General features: G+C 54.6%; 15 protein-coding genes. 5 read left to right on the top strand and 10 right to left on the bottom strand.

Annotated features, from left to right (window positions below):
- Positions 1–118: 118 nt before the first annotated feature.
- The gene (locus JIN85_RS13415) at positions 119–463 is read right to left on the bottom strand and encodes a carboxymuconolactone decarboxylase family protein (protein WP_200271572.1); all 345 of its coding nucleotides are present in this window, start codon (positions 461–463) and stop codon (positions 119–121) included.
- Positions 464–577: 114 nt separating this feature from the next.
- On the opposite strand from JIN85_RS13415, the gene JIN85_RS13410 reads away from it, so the two are divergent.
- Positions 578–1192 carry a TetR/AcrR family transcriptional regulator gene (locus JIN85_RS13410; protein WP_200271570.1) on the top strand — a complete coding sequence of 205 codons (615 nt, stop codon included), beginning with the start codon at positions 578–580 and terminating at the stop codon, positions 1190–1192.
- Between the two features lie 275 nt (positions 1193–1467).
- On the opposite strand, the gene JIN85_RS13405 is transcribed toward JIN85_RS13410, so the two are convergent.
- The 4 genes from JIN85_RS13405 to JIN85_RS13390 all read right to left on the bottom strand — a co-directional run bounded on the left by JIN85_RS13405 (position 1468) and on the right by JIN85_RS13390 (position 6463).
- Entirely contained in the window at positions 1468–2721 is a 1254-nt protein-coding gene (locus JIN85_RS13405; protein WP_200271568.1) for a polysaccharide deacetylase family protein, read from the bottom strand.
- A gap of 20 nt (positions 2722–2741) precedes the next feature.
- The gene (gene guaA, locus JIN85_RS13400) at positions 2742–4265 is read right to left on the bottom strand and encodes a glutamine-hydrolyzing GMP synthase (RefSeq protein WP_200271566.1); all 1524 of its coding nucleotides are present in this window, start codon (positions 4263–4265) and stop codon (positions 2742–2744) included.
- A 34-nt stretch (positions 4266–4299) separates the two neighbouring features.
- Positions 4300–5754, bottom strand: a complete 1455-nt coding sequence (gene guaB, locus JIN85_RS13395) for an IMP dehydrogenase (protein WP_200271564.1) — start codon at positions 5752–5754, stop codon at positions 4300–4302.
- 91 nt (positions 5755–5845) lie between these two features.
- A complete protein-coding gene (locus JIN85_RS13390) occupies positions 5846–6463 on the bottom strand; it encodes an HAD family hydrolase (protein WP_200271562.1) in 618 nt (205 codons plus the stop codon).
- 178 nt (positions 6464–6641) lie between these two features.
- Between JIN85_RS13390 and JIN85_RS13385 the strand changes: the two genes are divergently transcribed.
- Positions 6642–7571, top strand: coding sequence for a helix-turn-helix domain-containing protein (locus JIN85_RS13385; protein WP_200271560.1), 930 nt, complete (start codon positions 6642–6644; stop codon positions 7569–7571).
- Between the two features lie 16 nt (positions 7572–7587).
- Here JIN85_RS13385 and JIN85_RS13380 read toward each other — a convergent pair whose 3' ends face one another.
- The 5 genes from JIN85_RS13380 to JIN85_RS13360 form a co-directional block, all read right to left on the bottom strand.
- Complete coding sequence (locus JIN85_RS13380) at positions 7588–10731, bottom strand: PVC-type heme-binding CxxCH protein (RefSeq protein ID WP_200271558.1); 3144 nt, start codon at positions 10729–10731, stop codon at positions 7588–7590.
- A gap of 16 nt (positions 10732–10747) precedes the next feature.
- Complete coding sequence (locus JIN85_RS13375) at positions 10748–11527, bottom strand: ThuA domain-containing protein (RefSeq protein WP_200271556.1); 780 nt, start codon at positions 11525–11527, stop codon at positions 10748–10750.
- 71 nt (positions 11528–11598) lie between these two features.
- On the bottom strand, positions 11599–12468 hold the full coding sequence (locus JIN85_RS13370) for a phosphoenolpyruvate hydrolase family protein (protein ID WP_200271554.1): 870 nt from the start codon (positions 12466–12468) through the stop codon (positions 11599–11601).
- An 85-nt stretch (positions 12469–12553) separates the two neighbouring features.
- Positions 12554–12955 (bottom strand): cupin domain-containing protein, encoded by a 402-nt coding sequence (locus JIN85_RS13365; RefSeq protein ID WP_200271552.1) that lies wholly within the window; start codon positions 12953–12955, stop codon positions 12554–12556.
- Positions 12952–14064, bottom strand: coding sequence for a glycerate kinase (locus tag JIN85_RS13360; RefSeq protein WP_200271550.1), 1113 nt, complete (start codon positions 14062–14064; stop codon positions 12952–12954). Before JIN85_RS13360 ends, JIN85_RS13365 begins: the two co-directional genes overlap by 4 nt.
- A gap of 160 nt (positions 14065–14224) precedes the next feature.
- Between JIN85_RS13360 and JIN85_RS13355 the strand changes: the two genes are divergently transcribed.
- The 3 genes from JIN85_RS13355 (at position 14225) to dprA (ending at position 18871) form a co-directional block, all read left to right on the top strand.
- Entirely contained in the window at positions 14225–15433 is a 1209-nt protein-coding gene (locus JIN85_RS13355) for a Tm-1-like ATP-binding domain-containing protein (RefSeq protein ID WP_200271548.1), read from the top strand.
- 123 nt (positions 15434–15556) lie between these two features.
- Positions 15557–17752: an exonuclease domain-containing protein gene (locus JIN85_RS13350; RefSeq protein WP_200271546.1), complete on the top strand. Its 2196-nt coding sequence runs from the start codon at positions 15557–15559 to the stop codon at positions 17750–17752.
- 18 nt (positions 17753–17770) lie between these two features.
- Positions 17771–18871 (top strand): DNA-processing protein DprA, encoded by a 1101-nt coding sequence (gene dprA / locus JIN85_RS13345; protein ID WP_200271543.1) that lies wholly within the window; start codon positions 17771–17773, stop codon positions 18869–18871.
- Positions 18872–18911 lie beyond the last annotated feature (40 nt).

Raw genomic sequence — 18911 nt, 5'->3', positions numbered from 1 at the left:
TCCCGATGCAAATTCGTTCAATACTTGAGTGCGAGTACACCATGAACTGCGGAAATTGCCCACTTGATCTTCCCCGGGTCGATCAAGTGGGTAAAACGGTGATGTATCTGGAAAGCTGTTATGCTTCCGCAGTGAATTCATCAAAGGCCTGGAGCGCTTTCGAGGCGTAGTAGTTGGATGGGCCGCCCCCCATCAAAATAGCTACACCTGCAACCTCGACAAGCTCCTCGCGGGTGCAGCCAGCTTTGATCGCAGCGTTGATATGATGGGCAATGCAACCATCACAACGAGCGGCGATCGCCAATGCCACCGCAATGTGCTCCTTCTGTTTTACCGATAGAACTTTCTCTTTGAAGTTCGCCTTCTGCAGCTGTGAGAAGGCGGCACCTAGGTCTGGATGCTCTTTCCAAAGAGTGCCCACCATTTGACCTTCACCTCCGAGTATTTCTTTCCAATTAGCCATTTTGTATTCTTTCTTTATTTATGGCTCGTTCGAGCCGGAATTCAAAGTGGGCTGATTTACGATTGAGTCAAGACGAAGGTGTGCGAAAACTTTGCTTCGACATTGATTGAGAAAATGGCACGGACTGGAAGACCACGAGAGTTCAACCGCGAAGAGGCGGTGCGGAAGTCAATGGCCCTTTTTTGGCAATTCGGCTACGAGACAACATCCCTCTCCGAATTGCGCTCGGAGCTGGGTGGCCTTTCAAATGCCAGCTTTTACGCCGCGTTCGGCTCGAAGGAGCAGCTATTTTCCGAAGCCCTCGCGCTATACATGGAGAGCTGCGGCAACATTGCCAAAGAACTGACGCGCAAAGATATTCCAGCACGAGCTGCGATGTATGAAATGCTGGTGCAAACCATCAGCATGCAGACCAGCACAGAGCATCCAAGCGGGTGTATGGCTGTGTTGGCCGGGACCAATCTTCCACAGGAAAACGCCAACGTGGCCACCATGGTCAAACAGGCCAGGGCCTCTGTGCGCACCGCTCTCAAGGACTGCATCTCTCGGGCGATCGCTTCGGGTGAATTGAGAAATGACACCGATCAAACCGGACTCATTCACCTCTTCGATACATTTGTGAAAGGGATTGCCATCCAAGGCCGGGATGGCATTTCAGCCGATCAGCTCATGGATTCGGCACGACTTCTCATGCACGTGTGGGATGGCTACACCAATACGACTTCATGAGCTTTTTGACTGCAGACCATAACGCGTCAATTTAGGACAGACCACCCGGCGGAAAGAGTTCCAACCCGTCCTCTGTTTCATGAGGATAAGATAACAACCTGTCCCAGGATCTCCCTGGACACCATCCGGATCGGGTTGGAAAATTGGATAAACTTTTTTGGAATCAATGGTGCAACCGGGTTTTCATGAACCGGCCACACACTGTTTGCACTCTCTAAGATAGCGCCACCGAGCCGTTTGTCATCTCCACAAAAGGCAGGACTTTGTAATCACTTTTACGAGTCACACACCTTCTCGCTTGGACCCGATTCCGGGTCGGACAAGCCGTGATGTTGGTTGGCCAAGGCTCGGAGCAGCCCTTCCATCACTTCCTCGGCAATCGGGGTCGCTTCGTGAACAAGAACAATATCGCGATCTGTCAGATCCGGGATGATGCGCTCCAAGACCTTACTCGCATCATTTCCGATCGCATCAAATCCGCGGCGTGTCCACCCCATGACCTGCAATCCGAGCGCTGCGGCAACCGGATGCGTGAACCAGTTCCGATGCCCAACCGGAGCACGGAACCATTTTGGGGTAAACCCGGTGGTTTCTTCGATCAACTTTTGACATGCCACTATCTCACGTCGCGTTCGCCACGGCCCAGCACACCAAAAAGTCGCCTGCGGATGGGTCATCGTATGGTTGCCGATTTCATGTCCGCGTCGAAGCACCTCTCTCGCAAGCTCGGGATGGCGTCTGACTTTTTCGCCAATCATGAAAAAGATTGCCTTCGCTTGATATGTATCCAGTAGATCCAGAATGCGCGGGGTATCCTTCGGATCTGGGCCATCATCAATGGTGATCAAAATCCCCTCACGTGAACGCCGACGAATGACCTGGCCAAGCCATTGGCTTGATGGATTCAGCACCACTCCCAGGCATCCGAGATCGAGAATGGCACCTGCCACCATGACCCATCGCCAGCCGATCCAGAATCCCGCTACGATGATTCCCAAATGCGCGATCAGCAACAGACTTCCGCGCCAAATCATCAGTCCAGTGCCGTGAAAGGGCTTGGAAGCAGAAAGGTTTGGCTGCTGCAAACCGAGCCGAACCGATTTGCCTAGCAACAGCAACCCAGCGGCGAGTCCGTTCAATGCCGCAAGCAAAAACCAGATCCAGGCAAGCAGGCTTACCACTCCGCCTACCTGATAACGGGCGTAACCCCAGATCACGAAAAGCAACAAAACCCGCTGCCACTTTCGCGTGGAATTTTTCCCCGCCGAAATGACCGCTAGAAGATTCAGAGCGATGAAACTGGCGGGTATCGTCAACAGCAGCCCGACACCCCATCCAAGCCAACGAACCAGCTCATTTCCAACGGCAACCAACAGAGTGATCGGCACGAGCGTGGCGAGGAAAATCAACTCCCCACGATGCATCCCGCGGTGCCGGGTGGGTTCCACCCGGTCCGCTTTCGGCGCTTGATCAGACGTGCCGAAGACACGAAACAACGCGGAAACCGCCCTGTTGTCGTCTGCTTCCATTGGATTGGAAATTCAGGAAATTATTCCCACTCGATGCTGGCTGGCGGCTTGGTCGAAATATCGTAAAGCACGCGGTTGATGCCGGATACGTCGTTCAAGATCCGGTTGCTGGCTTCACGCAACAACGAATACGGCAGCTCCACCCAATCGGCAGTCATCGCGTCTTCGGAAATCACCGCGCGCAGGGAAATCGCCCACTCATAACTGCGTTCATCACCTTTGACACCCACGGTTTTCACCGGCACCAAACAGGCGTAGGATTGCCAGACTTTATCATACCAACCTTGTTCCTTGAGTTGGTTGATGAAGATGTAATCGCAGTCGCGGATGATTTTAAGCTTTTGCTCAGTCACCTCGCCTGGGCAGCGAACGGCAAGACCCGGACCTGGGAATGGATGGCGTTGCAGGATGTCGTGCGGGATGCCGAGCGCCGTGCCGAGCTCACGAACTTCGTCTTTGAAAAGTTCCGCCAATGGCTCCAGCACCTTGCCTTCAGCTTGGAGTTCGAGGATTCGATCGACCCGGTTGTGGTGGGTTTTGATCTTCGATGCCTTCGATTTCGCATTCGACGCGCTTTCAATCACGTCCGGATAAAGCGTGCCTTGCGCGAGCAATTCAGCATCGCCCACGGCGTCCCAAAACACATCGATGAACAGGTTGCCAATGATCACGCGCTTTTTCTCCGGATCATCCACACCACTCAAGGCAGTGAGGAAACGCTCCGAGCAATCGACCGTCTCGATCGGCACGCCCATGCGCTCGAAGTTCGCCCGAACTTCATCGCCTTCGTTTTTACGCATCAGGCCATGATCGACAAAGATCGCGCGCACATTTGCTCCGGCTTCCTTGAGAAGTACGGCGAGCACCGTACTATCCACACCGCCGGAAACACCGCAGACCACTTGTTTGGTGCCAACCTTCTCCTTGATGTCGGCGATGATCTCGCGCTTGAAGTCGTCGATCCGGAAACGCTGAAGCTCCTTCGCTTGGAGGAGGAAGTTCTGCAGAATGCGCAATCCTTCATGACTGTGAGTCACTTCCGGGTGGAATTGGATGCCGAAGACCCCTTCTTTCCATTGCAACGAAACCGGGGTGCCGTGCTGGTTGCGGGCGATCACCTTGGTTTCCGCCGGGATCACTTTCACCGTGTCCGAATGGCTCATCCAAACCTGAGACGATTTTGAAATGCCTTCGTAAAGCGGGCACGCTTCATCGAGCACCAGGTTCGCAGGGCCGTATTCACGACGGTCACTGGCTTCGACGCTGCCGCCGAACTTGATGTTCAGCAATTGCATGCCGTAGCAGACGCCAAGAACCGGGACATTGAATCCCATCAACGCATCGAAATCGAGATCCGGCGCGTCTGGCTCGCTGGTGCTTTTGGGACCACCGGACAAGATGATGGCTCCGGGTTGACCGATGTCCGGAAATTCCTCAATGGCGTAAAGTTTTGCGAAAAATCCGAGTTCGCGCACGCGGCGGACAATGAGCTGCGTGTACTGGGAGCCGAAATCAAGAACGGCGACGTGTTGTTGGTCCTGCATGGAGTGGTGGGAAAAGAGTCTTGGGAAATGAAACTCAGCTGACTGGCTGATAGTTGGTTGGTTCTTCAGTCATCACGATGTCGTGAACGTGGCTTTCGCGCAGACCGCCAGCGGTGATCTGGGTAAAGGTCGCGCGGTCGCGAAGTTCCTGAAGACTCGAAGCGCCGACGTAGCCCATGCCGGATTTCAGGCCGCCCATCAGTTGGAAAATCACATCGGTGAGCGGACCTTTGTATGGCACCCGGCCTTCAACGCCTTCCGCCACCAATTTGCCGGAACTGTTCTGACTGTAGCGGTCGCTTGCGCCTTTCTGCATCGCCCCGAGCGAGCCCATGCCACGGTAGGTTTTGAAACGGCGGCCCATCGACTGAACGGTTTGCCCCGGGCTTTCGCGGGTTCCGGCGAGCAATGAGCCAAGCATGACCATGTCCGCACCGGCGGCGATCGCCTTGACGATATCACCGGAATAACGAATGCCGCCGTCTGCGATGACTTTGACTCCGTGCTCGCGGCAATAGCCGGCCACATTCTGAATCGCGGTAAACTGTGGCATGCCGACTCCGGCAATCACGCGGGTCGTGCAAATCGATCCAGGACCGACACCCACTTTGACCGCACTCGCTCCTGCAGCGACCAAGTCACGCGCACCGTGCTCGGTGACCACGTTTCCGGCGACAACCGGGCGCTCCGAGAGGCCGCGCAATTTTTCGATCACGTTCATGACGTGGCGGGTGTGTCCTGTGGCAGCGTCGATGAACAACGCATCGGCACCGGCATCGATCAAGGCACGGGCACGATCCAAGCAATCCGGACCGACTCCAACAGCCGCACCGCAACGGAGCTGACCATTTGCATCTTTGGCCGCGTTGGTGAAGGTCACTCGCTTTTCGATGTCCGATCCGGTAATCAACCCGACCAGGCAACCGTTTGCATCCACCAGTGGAAGCTTCTCGATGCGGTTTTGGTAAAGAACCCGGCGAGCTTCCTCGAGCTCGGTATTGGCAGGTGCGGTGATCAGCTTCTCACGCGGAGTCATCACATCGCTGACAAGGGCATCCGACCGATCCAGGTAACGGATGTCGCGCCCGGTGACCATGCCTTCGAGATGCCCGGCTTCATCAACTACCGGAAATCCGGAAAATCCGTTCTGCGCCATGATCGCACGAACGTGAGCGATCGTATCCTCCTTGCGCACCGTGAGGGGCTTTTGGATCACGGCGTTTTCCGAACGCTTGACGCGGGAAACCATGACCGCCTGCTCATCGATCGGGCAAGCGCGGTGGATCACGCCGATGCCGCCTTCGCGTGCCAGAGCGATCGCGAGATCGTGCTCGGAAACCGTATCCATTGCAGCGGACACGACCGGAATATGCAGAGAAATATCTGCTGTAACTTGAGTGGAAAGATCTGCTTCACCAGGAAGAACGGCACTGTATGCCGGCACCAGAAGCACATCGTCAAATGAAAGACCTAGGGAAATCTCCGCCATGGGGGAGTCAATAGAGGAGTTCCCCGCTAGGCAAGCCTGAATCCCCGGAAAGAAATAATTTCATCAGAAATGGTTCCTTTCCGGCAGGACATCAGCTCGGAAACGACTCCAATGGCGATGGGATCGCGATCACCTGCATGCCGGCGCGTTGGGCGGCAAGAATGCCGGCCGGTGCGTCCTCCAACACCAGGCAGCGCGATGGCTCAACGCCGAGAAGTTCCGCAGCACGCAGGAAAATCTCAGGAGATGGCTTTCCTTCCTTCACATCATCTGCGGTCACCACTTCATCAAACCAGTCTGAGCAACCCACCGCTTGGAGAGTTTTTTCGACCACCATGCGGGTGCCGCCGGTGGCGATTCCCATCGGCTTTTTGCCGCGCAGGGATTCGGCGAACTCGGCGACTTCCTTGATCAATCGCACTGCCGGCATGCGCTTCAGGAACGATTCGCGTTTTGCAAATGCAACAGCCTCCGGATCGAGTTTCAGGTCGTTTTGGCTGTTGAGATCAATGACAATGTCCAAGGTCGGACGACCGCCCATCGCGATGAAAACATCCTCTTTAAAAACGCCACCGGCACCATGGAGGGCGAGCGCCTCGCACCAAGCTTCAAAGTGAGCTGGCATGGAATCAACCAAGGTGCCATCGCAATCAAAAATCACTGCATCGTAACCATCAAGTGGGAAAGTAATCGGGCCTACGCTTGTCATGGTGCGCAGCGCTTTAAGTGGAACCACCACTAAAGGCAAGACCTGTCCGATATAAAAGGGGCCGATTTTTTCGTTTTTTAAGGGATGTTTGATCGCAGCTGTCCGGGCAGCACAAAAGAGCTTTCCAAATTGCTCCCTTGCCACGGGTCCGCCGCCTGATGCAGGGTCGTTTCAGAGCATGGCTACCGGTGAATCAGAACTCCCTTCAGATCTGGCCGATGTGGATATTCTCGGCGACGACACCCACAGCATCATCGTTCGTGCGGACGCTGCCCATTCACGAGGTTGGTTCAACAATGCGCCGATTTGCCCACTTTTGGGTCAACATCACGTCGCCCACGTCGGCATCATGCAGGCGTGGTCTCCTTTCGAGATCATTCGCCGAGATCAAAGCGGCACCTTCATGCTCGCCTGCTTTCACGGTGAAGGAGTGATTCTGGCAGATGGAAATTGGAAAAAAATCCGCGCGGGCCAGGCCTGCCTGCAGCCACCCTTTGTGATGAACTCGCTCAAATGCCTGCCCGGGAAACCTTGGCACTTCGCCTGGGTGCGCTATCAGGAATCGCGCGAAACCCGGCCGATCGTCTCTGCGATCTCACCAGTCACCGGTCCATTCGATGCCGAACCCCTGCGAGCTTCGATCAACGGCCTGCACAGCGAATGCATGGGAGCCAACGCCCCATCCGCGCTGCATCACTGGAGCGAACTCATCCAGCATTATGTGATGCGCTTCGCCCAACCTCATCAATCCGACTCACGTCTGTGGCGGGTGTGGCAACAGGTCGAGGCCGAACTCGCCCAACCCTGGACACTTTCAAAACTGGCGGCCATCGCCTGCATGAGCGAAGAACACCTGCGCCGCGTTTCCCGCAAAGAGCTGGGTCGCAGCCCGATGCAGCATCTGACTTTCCTGCGACTGCAACGCGCCCGTCACCTGCTCTCCGTTACCGACGACAAAGTCGAAGTAATCGCCAAAACGGTTGGCTTTGAAAGCATCGGCACCTTTTCCAACACCTTCACCAAATGGATCGGCTGGAGACCCTCCGAGCATCGGCGGGCGATCGCAACCGGAGAGACTCCGGTTGCTAGAAATCGCCCACGACTCTGAACTCTAACCGAAGCGATCAGCGCTCGAGCGCCTTGAGCTCCTTCACCGTCCAAGGAGCAAACATGCGCTTTTCAATTTCAGGGCGGAGCGCTTTCACCTCCGCTGGCGGAAATGGCTTTTCCTTGAGATCACCAAAGGCATATCGGACGTAGCTCGCAATCGCTGCTATTTCCTCGTCATCGATGTGACTGTGACCCGGCATCACACTATCAAACTTTTCGCCTTTCACTTCGATCGGCCCGGAAAGACCACCTAACATAATTCGCAGAATGGTGCGCGGATTTCCACGAACCCACTCGGAACCTTTCAAGGGAGGAAACGTGCCGGACATGCCCAAACCTGTGACCTGATGGCATTCGATGCAGGCTTTCATATAGGCATCGCGACCGGCGATCAAATGATCGGGAAGTTTTTCCGCCTCCGGAGCCTCCGTACCCGCCTTCGCCAGGGCCGGAGCAAATTGTTCCCGCAGTGCAAGCGGAGCCTGATCGAGCAGTGCCACCAAAGCGGGCTTGTTAGGACCAGCCGCGATCTGCTCGGCGACTTCGATCAGAGCCTTGCCTTGCCAGCTTTCCGGAAGTTTGTCTTCGAGTTCCCCGACAGCAACAGCAAGCATGCTGAAGCCTTGGCGATGCATGGCCAGGCGGATCGCTTCGCGTTGGGTATCATCCAATGATGAGCCATGATTGGCTAAATGCCATACAGCCTTTGCCACCCCATCGTTAGGTGATGTCTCGGCGCAGGCGATCAGATTGAACAATTGATTTCGCGGAGACGATGCACGGGCCAGCAGCTCAGGGAGCAACTGGATTACCGCGGGATCGTCAGCCCCCAAAGCGGCCAATGCGTGACGGCGAAGCAATGGATGCGTGCCTGGAGTTGCGAGCACGCCAGCCACTGCCTGATAGGCCGCACTTCCCGGCTTGAGCCCGAGTCCTTCGAGTGCCCAAATCGCGTGCATGGCAGCGAGAGGCTTGTCACTTCCCTCCGCCTTGGCACTTTGTTCGATCAAGGCTGCCAACGGTGCAACAGCATCTTCCTTGCCGCGCTCAATCAGCAGGCGCTGAGCCTGGAGCCTTACAGCCTGTGAAGGTGATTTCAGCCCGGCCATCAAGGTTGCGGGTTTGGTTAGATCGAGCGCCAATGGTTTGCGGGCGTTTCCATCCATTGGAACAATCCGCCAGATGCGCCCGTGCTCACTGTCGCGCAGCGGCGTGACATACGCATTTCCCTTCCCTGGTCCGGGATCGCCGGTCTGGAACGGACTGTGTGGCTGATCATAGCCGCGGGCCGGATTCCAAAATCGAAACACAACATTGTGCTGAATGATCGGATCATACCAATCAGCAATCCACATCGCCCCATCCGGACCTGGACGTGCGGCAACGGGAGCGCACCAGGCATCCGAGCTGGCGAACAAATTATTGCCCCGCATCACGGTCGTTTTCAGCGAACCATTGTCATGTATGGTTCCCAATGCCACCAGGTGTCCAGTGGGTTCACAAATGAAAGCATCGTTGGGTTTCAACTCTGCGGCTAACAAGTCATCGGTATAGAATTGATGACCCGCACCTGCAGTGAATCGGTTGATTTGATCGACTTGGGTGATATCAAACGTATTCGGATAGATAAAAGTCGAAGTCTCAATCCGCGGCGTCTGTGGTTGCTCGATTCCGGTTCCCTGATAGGCGGAACTTGGAATAGATACCATCCACGATGGATTGTTATTCGCAGTGGATCCAATCACATCTCCGTCCTCGGTGAATCCTAATCCCCAAGTGTTGTTAGAGGTATTTTGGAGATGTTCGAGTTCTGAAAAATCAGGTCGAAACCGGAACACCGCATTGCCGAATTTGTGGGTCTCGCCGTTAACATTCAGATCCACTCCGCTGTAACCAACCGTCGCGTAAATCCAGTTATCCACGCCATACATGAAATGCGAAGTTGCAGCATGGGTGTCGGACATATTCAAACCTGTCGCCAGCCGACGATGAACTTCCGCCCAGCCATCGCCATTCTTGTCTTTTAGAAAAACAATGTCCGGTCCGTCGGTTGCAATTACACCACCATCATAGAAAACGGTGGTCGTGCAATGACGGAGGCCATCTGCAAACAAGGTCATCTTGTCCGCTTTGCCATCGAAGTCCGTGTCCTCTAGAATCTTGATCCGATCCTTCCCGCGCCCCACTTCCATCGGCACGTCATTGGGATAGCCAAAACTTTCTACGACGAATGCCCGACCTCGCTCATCCCAATCGATCGCGATCGGATTGATGACCATGGGTTCGCTGGCAAACAGCTCAAGCTTTGTCCCAGCTGGAACCTGCGCATGCTTCGCACTGTCCTCAGCTGACAACGGCTTCTGCAACTCCATCATCGGAATCTCCGGATGAGCCCGATTGGAAATCCGCGGAGTTTCCATTTCCAGTTTAGGGATCTCCACCGCCAGGAACTCCTTTGCTCTGGCATCGCCCACGGACCACAGAATCCCTCGATAAACCAGCTCCTGATAAGCTGGCAAATTCCAGCAGCGGAGGTCGTGACCGCTCGCGGTGTAAAATACCCGCCCCTTGCCCTCATCACGGGTCCAGGTCCACGGCTCCGGCTCGGTTTCACCAGCATTAAGCGCAGGACGTTCCTGCAGCAAATGACGATCATCGGTTAGATCGGTATGCACGTAGGTCTCATCCCAACATTCGAGCGTCGGCAGATCGCGCATGATCGGATGATTCTTGTCCACATTCACCGGACTGAACTCATGACCTTCGTGACTCTGGAAACGACCGCCGACCAGATCGAACCAGGATTTCGATGGATGGAAATTCCCGCATGCACTATGCAGCGCCACCAAAGCCCCACCGGACTTCACCCAAGGCAAGATTGCCTCAGGAACCTGGTCCTCCTCATGGTTTGCGTAGACGATCAGAGCATCCTGGAGAGCCAGATTCTCTGCGGTAATCTTGCTCAGATCTTCCACATAAGTGAGATTCACGCCTCGCGGTCCGAGTGCTTGCTTTAAGACCCGGTAGCGCTCAATCGGTTGATGACCGCGATCATCTCCCAAAAATAGCACCTCCAAACGGCCGGGAGTTTTCGCAGCTTGTCCAAAAACCGGAACCGCCAGACCGAACAGAAAGATCGCGAGGGTAAATCGTCTCATGTGTCGCTTCTTTTGTTCAGCGGCCTTCTGCCACCCACTTCACCGCATTGGTGAGAATGGATTGATAGGCTGGATTGGAGTGAGCCTCATCCGCATGGCCGAGCGTGATGTCGACAATCCGTGCCTTGCGGTCTTTTACAATCCAGACACAGGCGTGCTTCTGTCCATCCGCATGGTTCTCTGCCAGCTCAATGACCTTGGCGTCCTCGCTGAAAGTATGCCGGTAACTTTCATCAACGATTTTGAAAGTCTTGGGCACGCCGTTCATGACTGGATTTTTTTGCTTTTCCACAGCCACTTCAAATTCGCCATAACCATGTCCGGTGGAACCGCCGCCGACAAATCGATCGTTGTATCCAGCCCATGGATGCACCCAAGTCCCCGCGTGGAGAATGATGACTCCGTGCCCATCATCCGCGAACTGATTGAGTGCTTTCTGGAATTTCTCGGTTCCCCACTGGTCGTGGTTGCCGCTGAAAACCAATACATCGGCTTCCGGCAATAGAGCGAGGGCTTCCTCAAGATTAGGCGTCGCCGTCACTTCCATTCCGCCGGCTTTCGTCAGCGTTTCGCTGTCCGCCTTGAGGAAGTATTTCGGGAAATCGTGGGAACTGCCGGATCCGACAAGAAGCACCCGAATCGTATCCGCAGCTTTTTTTTCAGCCCACTTCTGCCCCATCGGAGCAATGCTATCCGGCGGCAAATCTTCTGACATCGCAGGCATGGAAGAAAGAAGGGAAAATGCCAGCGCACAGCCAGCGGCGAGGAATCGATGATGATGGTTGGAGCTTTTCATGACTTTGAACTACTGGATTTCCAGTAATGGAACTTTCAGCAAAATTCGAGCTACAAGTTCTTGAAACGAGCTCAGTTCTTGCGTTTCAGCGAGATCGATTTGAATTCGCGAGTGAGGCTTGTCAGTGAAGCTTCAACGCCCATTCGTTCCAAACTCGACGCACCGACGAAGCCGACACAATCGGTCTTGTCGATCACCCGTGCCGCATCCTCAGGAGTGTTGATCGGACCACCATGGCACAGGAACAGGATGTCCTTACGAACCGTGTTCGCCGCGTCGATAATGTCTTGCGTCCGTTTGATCGTATCATCCCAGCTTGCTACGGCATTGGTCACGCCGATCGAGCCACCCACGGTGGTTCCGACGTGTGCGATGATCGCGTCAGCTCCCGCCTTGGCCATTTCGACCGCCTCTTCGGGTGAGCCGACGTAAACGATGCTGAAAAGGTCCATTTTCCTTCCGAGAGCGACCATTTCGTATTCTTTTTGCACGCTCATCCCGGTCTCTTCCAAGACCCCACGGAAATGACCATCGATGATGGTGTGAGTCGGGAAATTATTCACTCCGGAAAAGCCCATATCTTTCACTTTCCCAAGCCAATGCCACATCCGGCGGCGTGGATCGGTAGCATGAACCCCGCAGATCACGGGCACTTCCTCGACCACGGGAAGCACTTCATATTCGCCAATTTCCATCGCCACGGCATTGGCATCGCCATAGGCCATCATGCCAGCTGTCGAGCCATGTCCCATCATCCGGAAACGACCGGAATTGTAGATAATGATGAGATCGGCTCCGCCTTTTTCAATGAACTTCGCACTGATTCCCGTCCCTGCCCCGGCAGCGATGATCGCTTCACCTTTCGAGATCGTATCGTTCAGACGCTCGAGAACTTCGCTGCGGGTGTAGGGGTTTCCTTTTCCTGTCCATTGATTCGGCATACGCAGAACATGGAACCCGGCCTACAGGCCTAAGTCGAGGAAAGGCTCTATCGGGGAATCCACATGTATTTGTCAGCTCTCAACATCAGCCACGCATTGATTTCCAAGGCTCATCGTCAAAAACATCAACCGTCGCCGGGCCATGGCTCGCCGCCGGAGAAAGGATCGCCAGAATCACCGCATCCTCATCGGAATCATTGAAAGTCGCATGGACCACATCGGCCGGAATGTGAGCCACTTCGCCCGGATTCAGCACTTGTTTCTCCTGCTCCACCCATTGTTCGACCTTGCCTTGGAGCACATAAATCACTTCTTCCAATTCCGGGTGGCGATGGAAATTGTGCCCTTCCCCCGGTGGCAGCACGGCCCGGCAAATCTGCAAGCCCTTGGCATCCGCCACCTCTGGGTTGCATAGCCAATAGTTGGTCCTGCCTTTGAAATCTTCCTTAATGGCTTCAGCCTCGGTGATGAATGGTTTTCGTTTCATGATTTTCTAAACGTGCGTTCGGCGATTTCACTCAGCAGAGTTCCAGCCCGCGAAATCAACTCATCCAATGGCAAACCGGTTTCGGCAAGGCTGTGAATTCCATGAAACAACCCGCTCGCCCGAACTTCCTGGTCCACCATCCCGCAAAATGCCGTCACTGGGACGCCTGATCTTACTGCCATTCTTGCCAGCGACACCGGACCTTTTCCCGCCAAACTCTGATAGTCCAGAGCCCCTTCGCCGGTTACAACATGACTTGCGGATGCCACCCTCTCATCCAACCGCAGCAATCCGGAAATCAAATCAAAGCCGGATTCCAGAGTCGCCCCGGTGAAATGCAATAAGCCGAATCCCAGCCCACCCGCAGCTCCAGCTCCGGGTTTTTCTGCGGCCACCCATCCCGCGCTGTGATCTGCCAAGGCCGCCAAGGCCCGTTCAAGCAGCAGGCGATCCTCATCGCTCGCTCCCTTCTGTTTTGAAAAAACCGCCGTCGCTCCCCGGTTTCCCAGCAGAGGATTTTCCACATCGCATGCTGCCACCATGGCAGGAAGTGGAATGCGTTTACTTAGATCCACCGAGGCCAATTGTGAAAAGCACTGAGGCACCACATCGATCGGCTGTCCTGAGGCATCCAAAAATTCAACTCCGAGCGCAGCCGCCATTCCAGCCCCGCCGTCGTTGGTGGCACTCCCACCCAAACCAAGAATGACCCGATCCACCTGGTGATTCAAAACGGCGTCCGCGATTTGCATACCGACTCCTTTAGTGGTCGCCAGCAATGGACATAATTCATCTTTCCCGATCCGCCAAATTCCTGCGGTCTCAGCCATTTCCATGATCGCAATTTTGCCCTCCGCAGTTTGGGCGATGGCATAGCGACTCTGGATCGGCCGATTCAGCGCATCCACCGCAGGACAATCGATCCATTCTCCATGCATGGCTTCCGCCAGCGCATCCATGAATCCCTCACCCCCGTCCGCGATCGGACAATAATCGATTTCAGCCGTCGGACAGGCAGCGATGATACCAGCAATCATGGCATCCGCTGCCTCCTTTGCAGTAAGTGAACCTTTAAATTTATCCGGCGCGACTAAGAATCTCGATGACATATGGGTTATCAGTTCCCCACCACTTGGCAGGCTTCAGCTTAGCCCTAGTGATTCAAACTTGCGGCGGCAAGTTGAATTACCTAGTCCTCCAAAACAAACGTGACGATCTCCGCGAGATCAGACACCATCGCAAAAATCCACCCATCGATTCTACTAACAAATGGCCACCATCGCAGTCATCGGCACCTTCGATTCCAAAGGTGAGGAGCACAAATTCATCGCTGAAAAAATCCGTCAACGTGGTCAGCAAACTTTACTCATCGACGTCGGCACCGGAGCGCCCGCAAGCATCGTGCCAGATATCACAAGGGAACAGGTAGCGGCAGCCGCCGGGCTCGACCTGGCACCCCTACTCGCCCGTAAAGATCGCGGAGAATGCGTCACCGCCATGGGGAATGCCGCCGCCATTTTACTGGCGAGACTGGCCGCTGAAAATGCCATCCAGGGAGTCATTTCACTCGGTGGAGGCGGAGGAACCGCGCTCGCCACCACCGCCATGCGCGCCCTTCCGCTTGGTCTTCCCAAGCTCATGGTCTCCGCTCTCGCCGCCGGCAACACCGCGGCTTACCTCGGCACCAAAGACATTGTCATGATGCCGAGCATCGCCGATGTCGCCGGACTCAACCGACTTTCGCGGACGCTATTCAGTCAGGCTGCAGGCGCGATCTGCGGCATGGTGGAATGCGAGGTGAATGTCGGAGAATCGCGCCCTCTGATCGTCGCCAGCATGTTCGGCAACACGACTGCCTGTGTGACGAAAGCGAAGGAAGTCCTGGAACAAGCCGGCTATGAAGTTCTCATCTTCGCGGCAACCGGCGCCGGTGGGCGCATCATGGAATCCTTGATCGAAAGTGGTATGGTAACCGCCGTACTTGATCTCACCACCACCGAATTGGCGGACGAAGCCGTCGGCGGCATCATGGGCGCAGGTCCACACCGGTTGGAAGCCGCGGCGACCGCCAACATCCCGGTGGTGATTGCCCCAGGATGCATCGACATGATCAATTTCGGCGAGCCGGATACGATTCCTCACAAGTTCGCCAACCGAAAATTTTATCGGCACAACCCGCAAATCACCCTCATGCGCACCTCAGCAGATGAGTGTTCGAAAATCGGCGAAATCATGGCGGAAAAAATCAACCTGTGGACCGCGCCTTCGGCACTGATGTTTCCTCGTCTCGGGCTAAGCGCGCTTGGCTCTCCGGGTCAGGAATTCAACGATCCAATCGCTGACGACGCATTATTTACCGCGCTTTCCTCCCATGTGAAAATTCCAGTTCAGTCCTACGATCTGGAGATCAACGATCCTCAATTCGCTGTTGCCTGTGCCGAAAAATTACTTGAGCTGATTGCGCTAAGTAAAAGCTGATCCGCGCATTCAGGTTGGTAGCTCGGGATTTTTTGATCCATTTGCGGAATCCAAGCACTTCCCCGAAAACTATTCACTTGAACACATTGCAAATCATTGCTTCGGTTCTCCGCATCAAGACTGATGCCTCATCCATTTCCAACACTTCGAACTTTCTACTATCTCGACCATTTTAAGGAAATGGTCGCATTTTTAGAAAATCACTATGCCAAAGTGTTGGCTGACGAAGAACGTGAATATATCGAGCATTTCAACCAATTGGGGCAACAAGCTCAGGCATTGAAAGTAAGAATGACGAATCGCCGGGGGCGAATTTTTCGAATCGAGTCATTCAAATATTCAGAAATCCCTGATCGCGACAGTTCGCTTCTCGAACTGCGGGAGCTTGGCTTTATCCGACCCTTGGAGGCAGCGGATGTTGATGAATGGTTAGATCTGCTAACTCGTGCTGAACTCGTCCAATTTCTGAAATCGGATGAAAATCCAGCGAAGTGCTGCACAAGCGGCAAAACCAAACAGCAGATCCGAAATTGGGTCAGAGAAAGCTACGGTTTCGCAGATTTCGCCAGGCACTTCACGCTGGAATCCTTCACCGTCCAGGCTCGAACACAGACGCTCGAGTATTTGCTTTTTCTCTATTTCGGCAAAACCCGTGATAGCCTGCAGGCATTTGCATTGAGGGACTTGGGAATTGTGAAAACTCAGTCCGCACAAACTCAATTCGAGGCCAGATTTCAGAGTCCGCAAAGCGCCAAGTCAGCATTTTTTTACAGCTCGATCGCCACAAAAATTGAGACTGCGGACCCCGGTGAATTGCTCATCATCGCGGATTCTGCAGCAGATTGGCCACCAGCAGTCGACCGGGAAACGGAGGCAAAATTCCATCGCGTCATCGCCCAGCTTGGTGGACGCCTGGAACGCATCGACTGTATTCCACAGGCTCTGCAGGTTTATGAACTATCGGATCACCACCCTGCCCGCGAGCGCATTTGCCGACTTCGTCACGCACGCGGAGAAACCGAAATCGTGCAGGCATTTTTGCAGCGAATTATCGATCAGCCTGCAAGTGATGAAGAGCTCTTGTTTGCCGAGGATTTTCATGCCCGGAAATTTGGCGGCCGCAAAATCGGCAGACTCACCCAGCTACTGCGCGAAGCCCCGATTCTAAAACTGGACGAGGCCTTCCGTGATCAGCCCGAAGAAGCGGTGGTCAGACATTTCATGGAGCTGGGTCAAACGGCGATCCATGTGGAGAATCATTTTTGGTCGGTGTTGTTTGGCGTAATGTTCTGGGATGCGCTTCACGGCGAATCCAGTTGCGCGACTCCCAATGAGTTTGAGCTGCGACCCACCCAACTTCTAAACCGAAGCTTTGCGGAGAAACAGGCCGATGTCATTGAGGCGCGTTTGCAATGGCTCGGCACAGCGAAAGCGGAAGCCTGGATCCAGGAGGTTTTCTCCAATCACTTCGGACAACCGAACGGTATCTTTCACTGGCGTGAGGAAGATTTGCCAATGCTGATCCGGTTTTTGAAAGCCGCAACTCCCACGGCCACAGCCACCATTTTGCGGAGAATCGCAGCAGATCCTAAATCCAATGGAAGAGGCTACCCCGATTTGTTGGTTTTCGATCCCGATGGGGTGAAATTCCTCGAAATCAAAGCCGAGGGAGACCAGATCCGGCGACATCAATTGGTGCAAATGGAAGCCCTGCGCGTAGCTGGTTTCGACGTTGGGGTGCTCAGGGTGCAGTGGTGGATCGATCCGATGCAGGAATACGTCGTGGTCGACCTCGAAACCACGGGGCGTCGCTCGGAAAGTCACCGGGTGACAGAAATCGGAGCACTAAAGGTCCGCAATGGTGAGGTGATTGATCAATTTCAGACGTTAATCCACCCGCAGCGCCGGATTCCAAAAATCATCACCGAACTCACGGGAATTGATGATCGAATGGTTGAGCATGCCCCCACTTTCGAACAGATTGCCGATTCGTTTCGAGAATTTGTGGGCGATGCCGTGTTGGTCGCTCACAATGCGAATTTCGACTACGGATTCCTTCGCGACGAATACACTCGTCTCGGGCAAAACTTTCGCCGCCCAACACTCTGCACCGTGGTGGCAATGCGGAAATTCTATCCGGGATTGGAGTCCTACAAACTCTCCCGACTGTGCGATGAGTTTTCCATCTCATTGGATCGGCATCATCGGGCGTTGTGTGATGCTGCAGCCACCGCAGAATTGCTCAAACTGATCAATCTCAAACGCATTATTAAACCAACCAGTTCATTCCAGGAATCCGAGATCGCCACGCGACCCTAAATCTGCATGCTCACGTCAATGTCTCCCCGGGAAGCACTGGTTGCTCTGAATTTACTGCCAAGAATTGGCCCCATCCGCGTGCGCCGTCTGTTGGAATCCTTCACGGACGCCACCGCCATCCTCAATGCCCCCAAGGATCGACTGATGCGAGTCGACGGCATTGGCGAGGAAACGGCAAAAATCATCACTTCCTGGGAATCACACGCGGACCCGCTCACTGAAATCGCCGATGCGGAACAACGTGGGATTTCGATCATCACCCACGATGACGCCGACTACCCCGCACCGCTGCGGGATGCCTACGACCCTCCCCTACTGTTGTATGTATGGGGTGACTTATCCCCAAAAGATCGCCATGCGATCGGGGTCGTCGGTTCCAGACGAACGACCCATTACGGCAAACAAGCGACCAAGAAACTCTCCTATCAACTCGCCAGCGCGGGCTACACCATCATTTCCGGCTTGGCGCGCGGCATCGATACCGCCGCCCACGAGGCCGCACTAGCTGCCAACGGTCGCACCATTGCGGTCCTTGGATCCGGTTTGGCAAAACTCTATCCACCTGAAAACCTGGCGCTTGCTGCAAAAATCGCCGAAGGCCATGGAGCTGTTGTTTCTGAATTCCCCTTAAACACGGCGCCAGATAAGCAAACTTTCCCCATGAGGAACCGCATCGTCGCCGCTTGGTCACAAGCCATTCTGGTCACGGAATGTCCGGCGTGGTCCGGTTCTCTCATTACCGCCAATTTGGCCTCGGAATATGGAAAGCCCATATTTGCCGTGCCAGGACCCATCGACAAACCTACCTCGCTCGGCTGCAATCAGTTGATTCGTGACGGAGCAACTCTAGTGATGGACGGCGATCATATTTTAGAAGATCTCGGCCAGCTTCCTTTGCAAAAGAGCACAGCTACGCCTTCTGACAAGCCACTTCCGCTTCCTGAATTACCCGAGGATGAAGCTAAGATTTTCTCTTACATCAACGCTGCCGAATCCCCGGTCGATCTGATCATTGAAAAGTCAGGTCTTCCCGCCCACGTCGTCACCGCGACGCTCATGAAATTGGAAATGCGCCGTTTGATTCGGGTGCTTCCTGGATTCCGCTACACCCTGCGTTGAGTGACGGCTTCGCCTTAATCCGCTTGCAAAATCCGATTTT

The sequence above is a fragment of the Luteolibacter pohnpeiensis genome (assembly GCF_016595435.1).
GTDB lineage: Bacteria > Verrucomicrobiota > Verrucomicrobiia > Verrucomicrobiales > Akkermansiaceae > Luteolibacter > Luteolibacter pohnpeiensis.
This window is presented reverse-complemented; position numbering and strand designations above follow the sequence as displayed.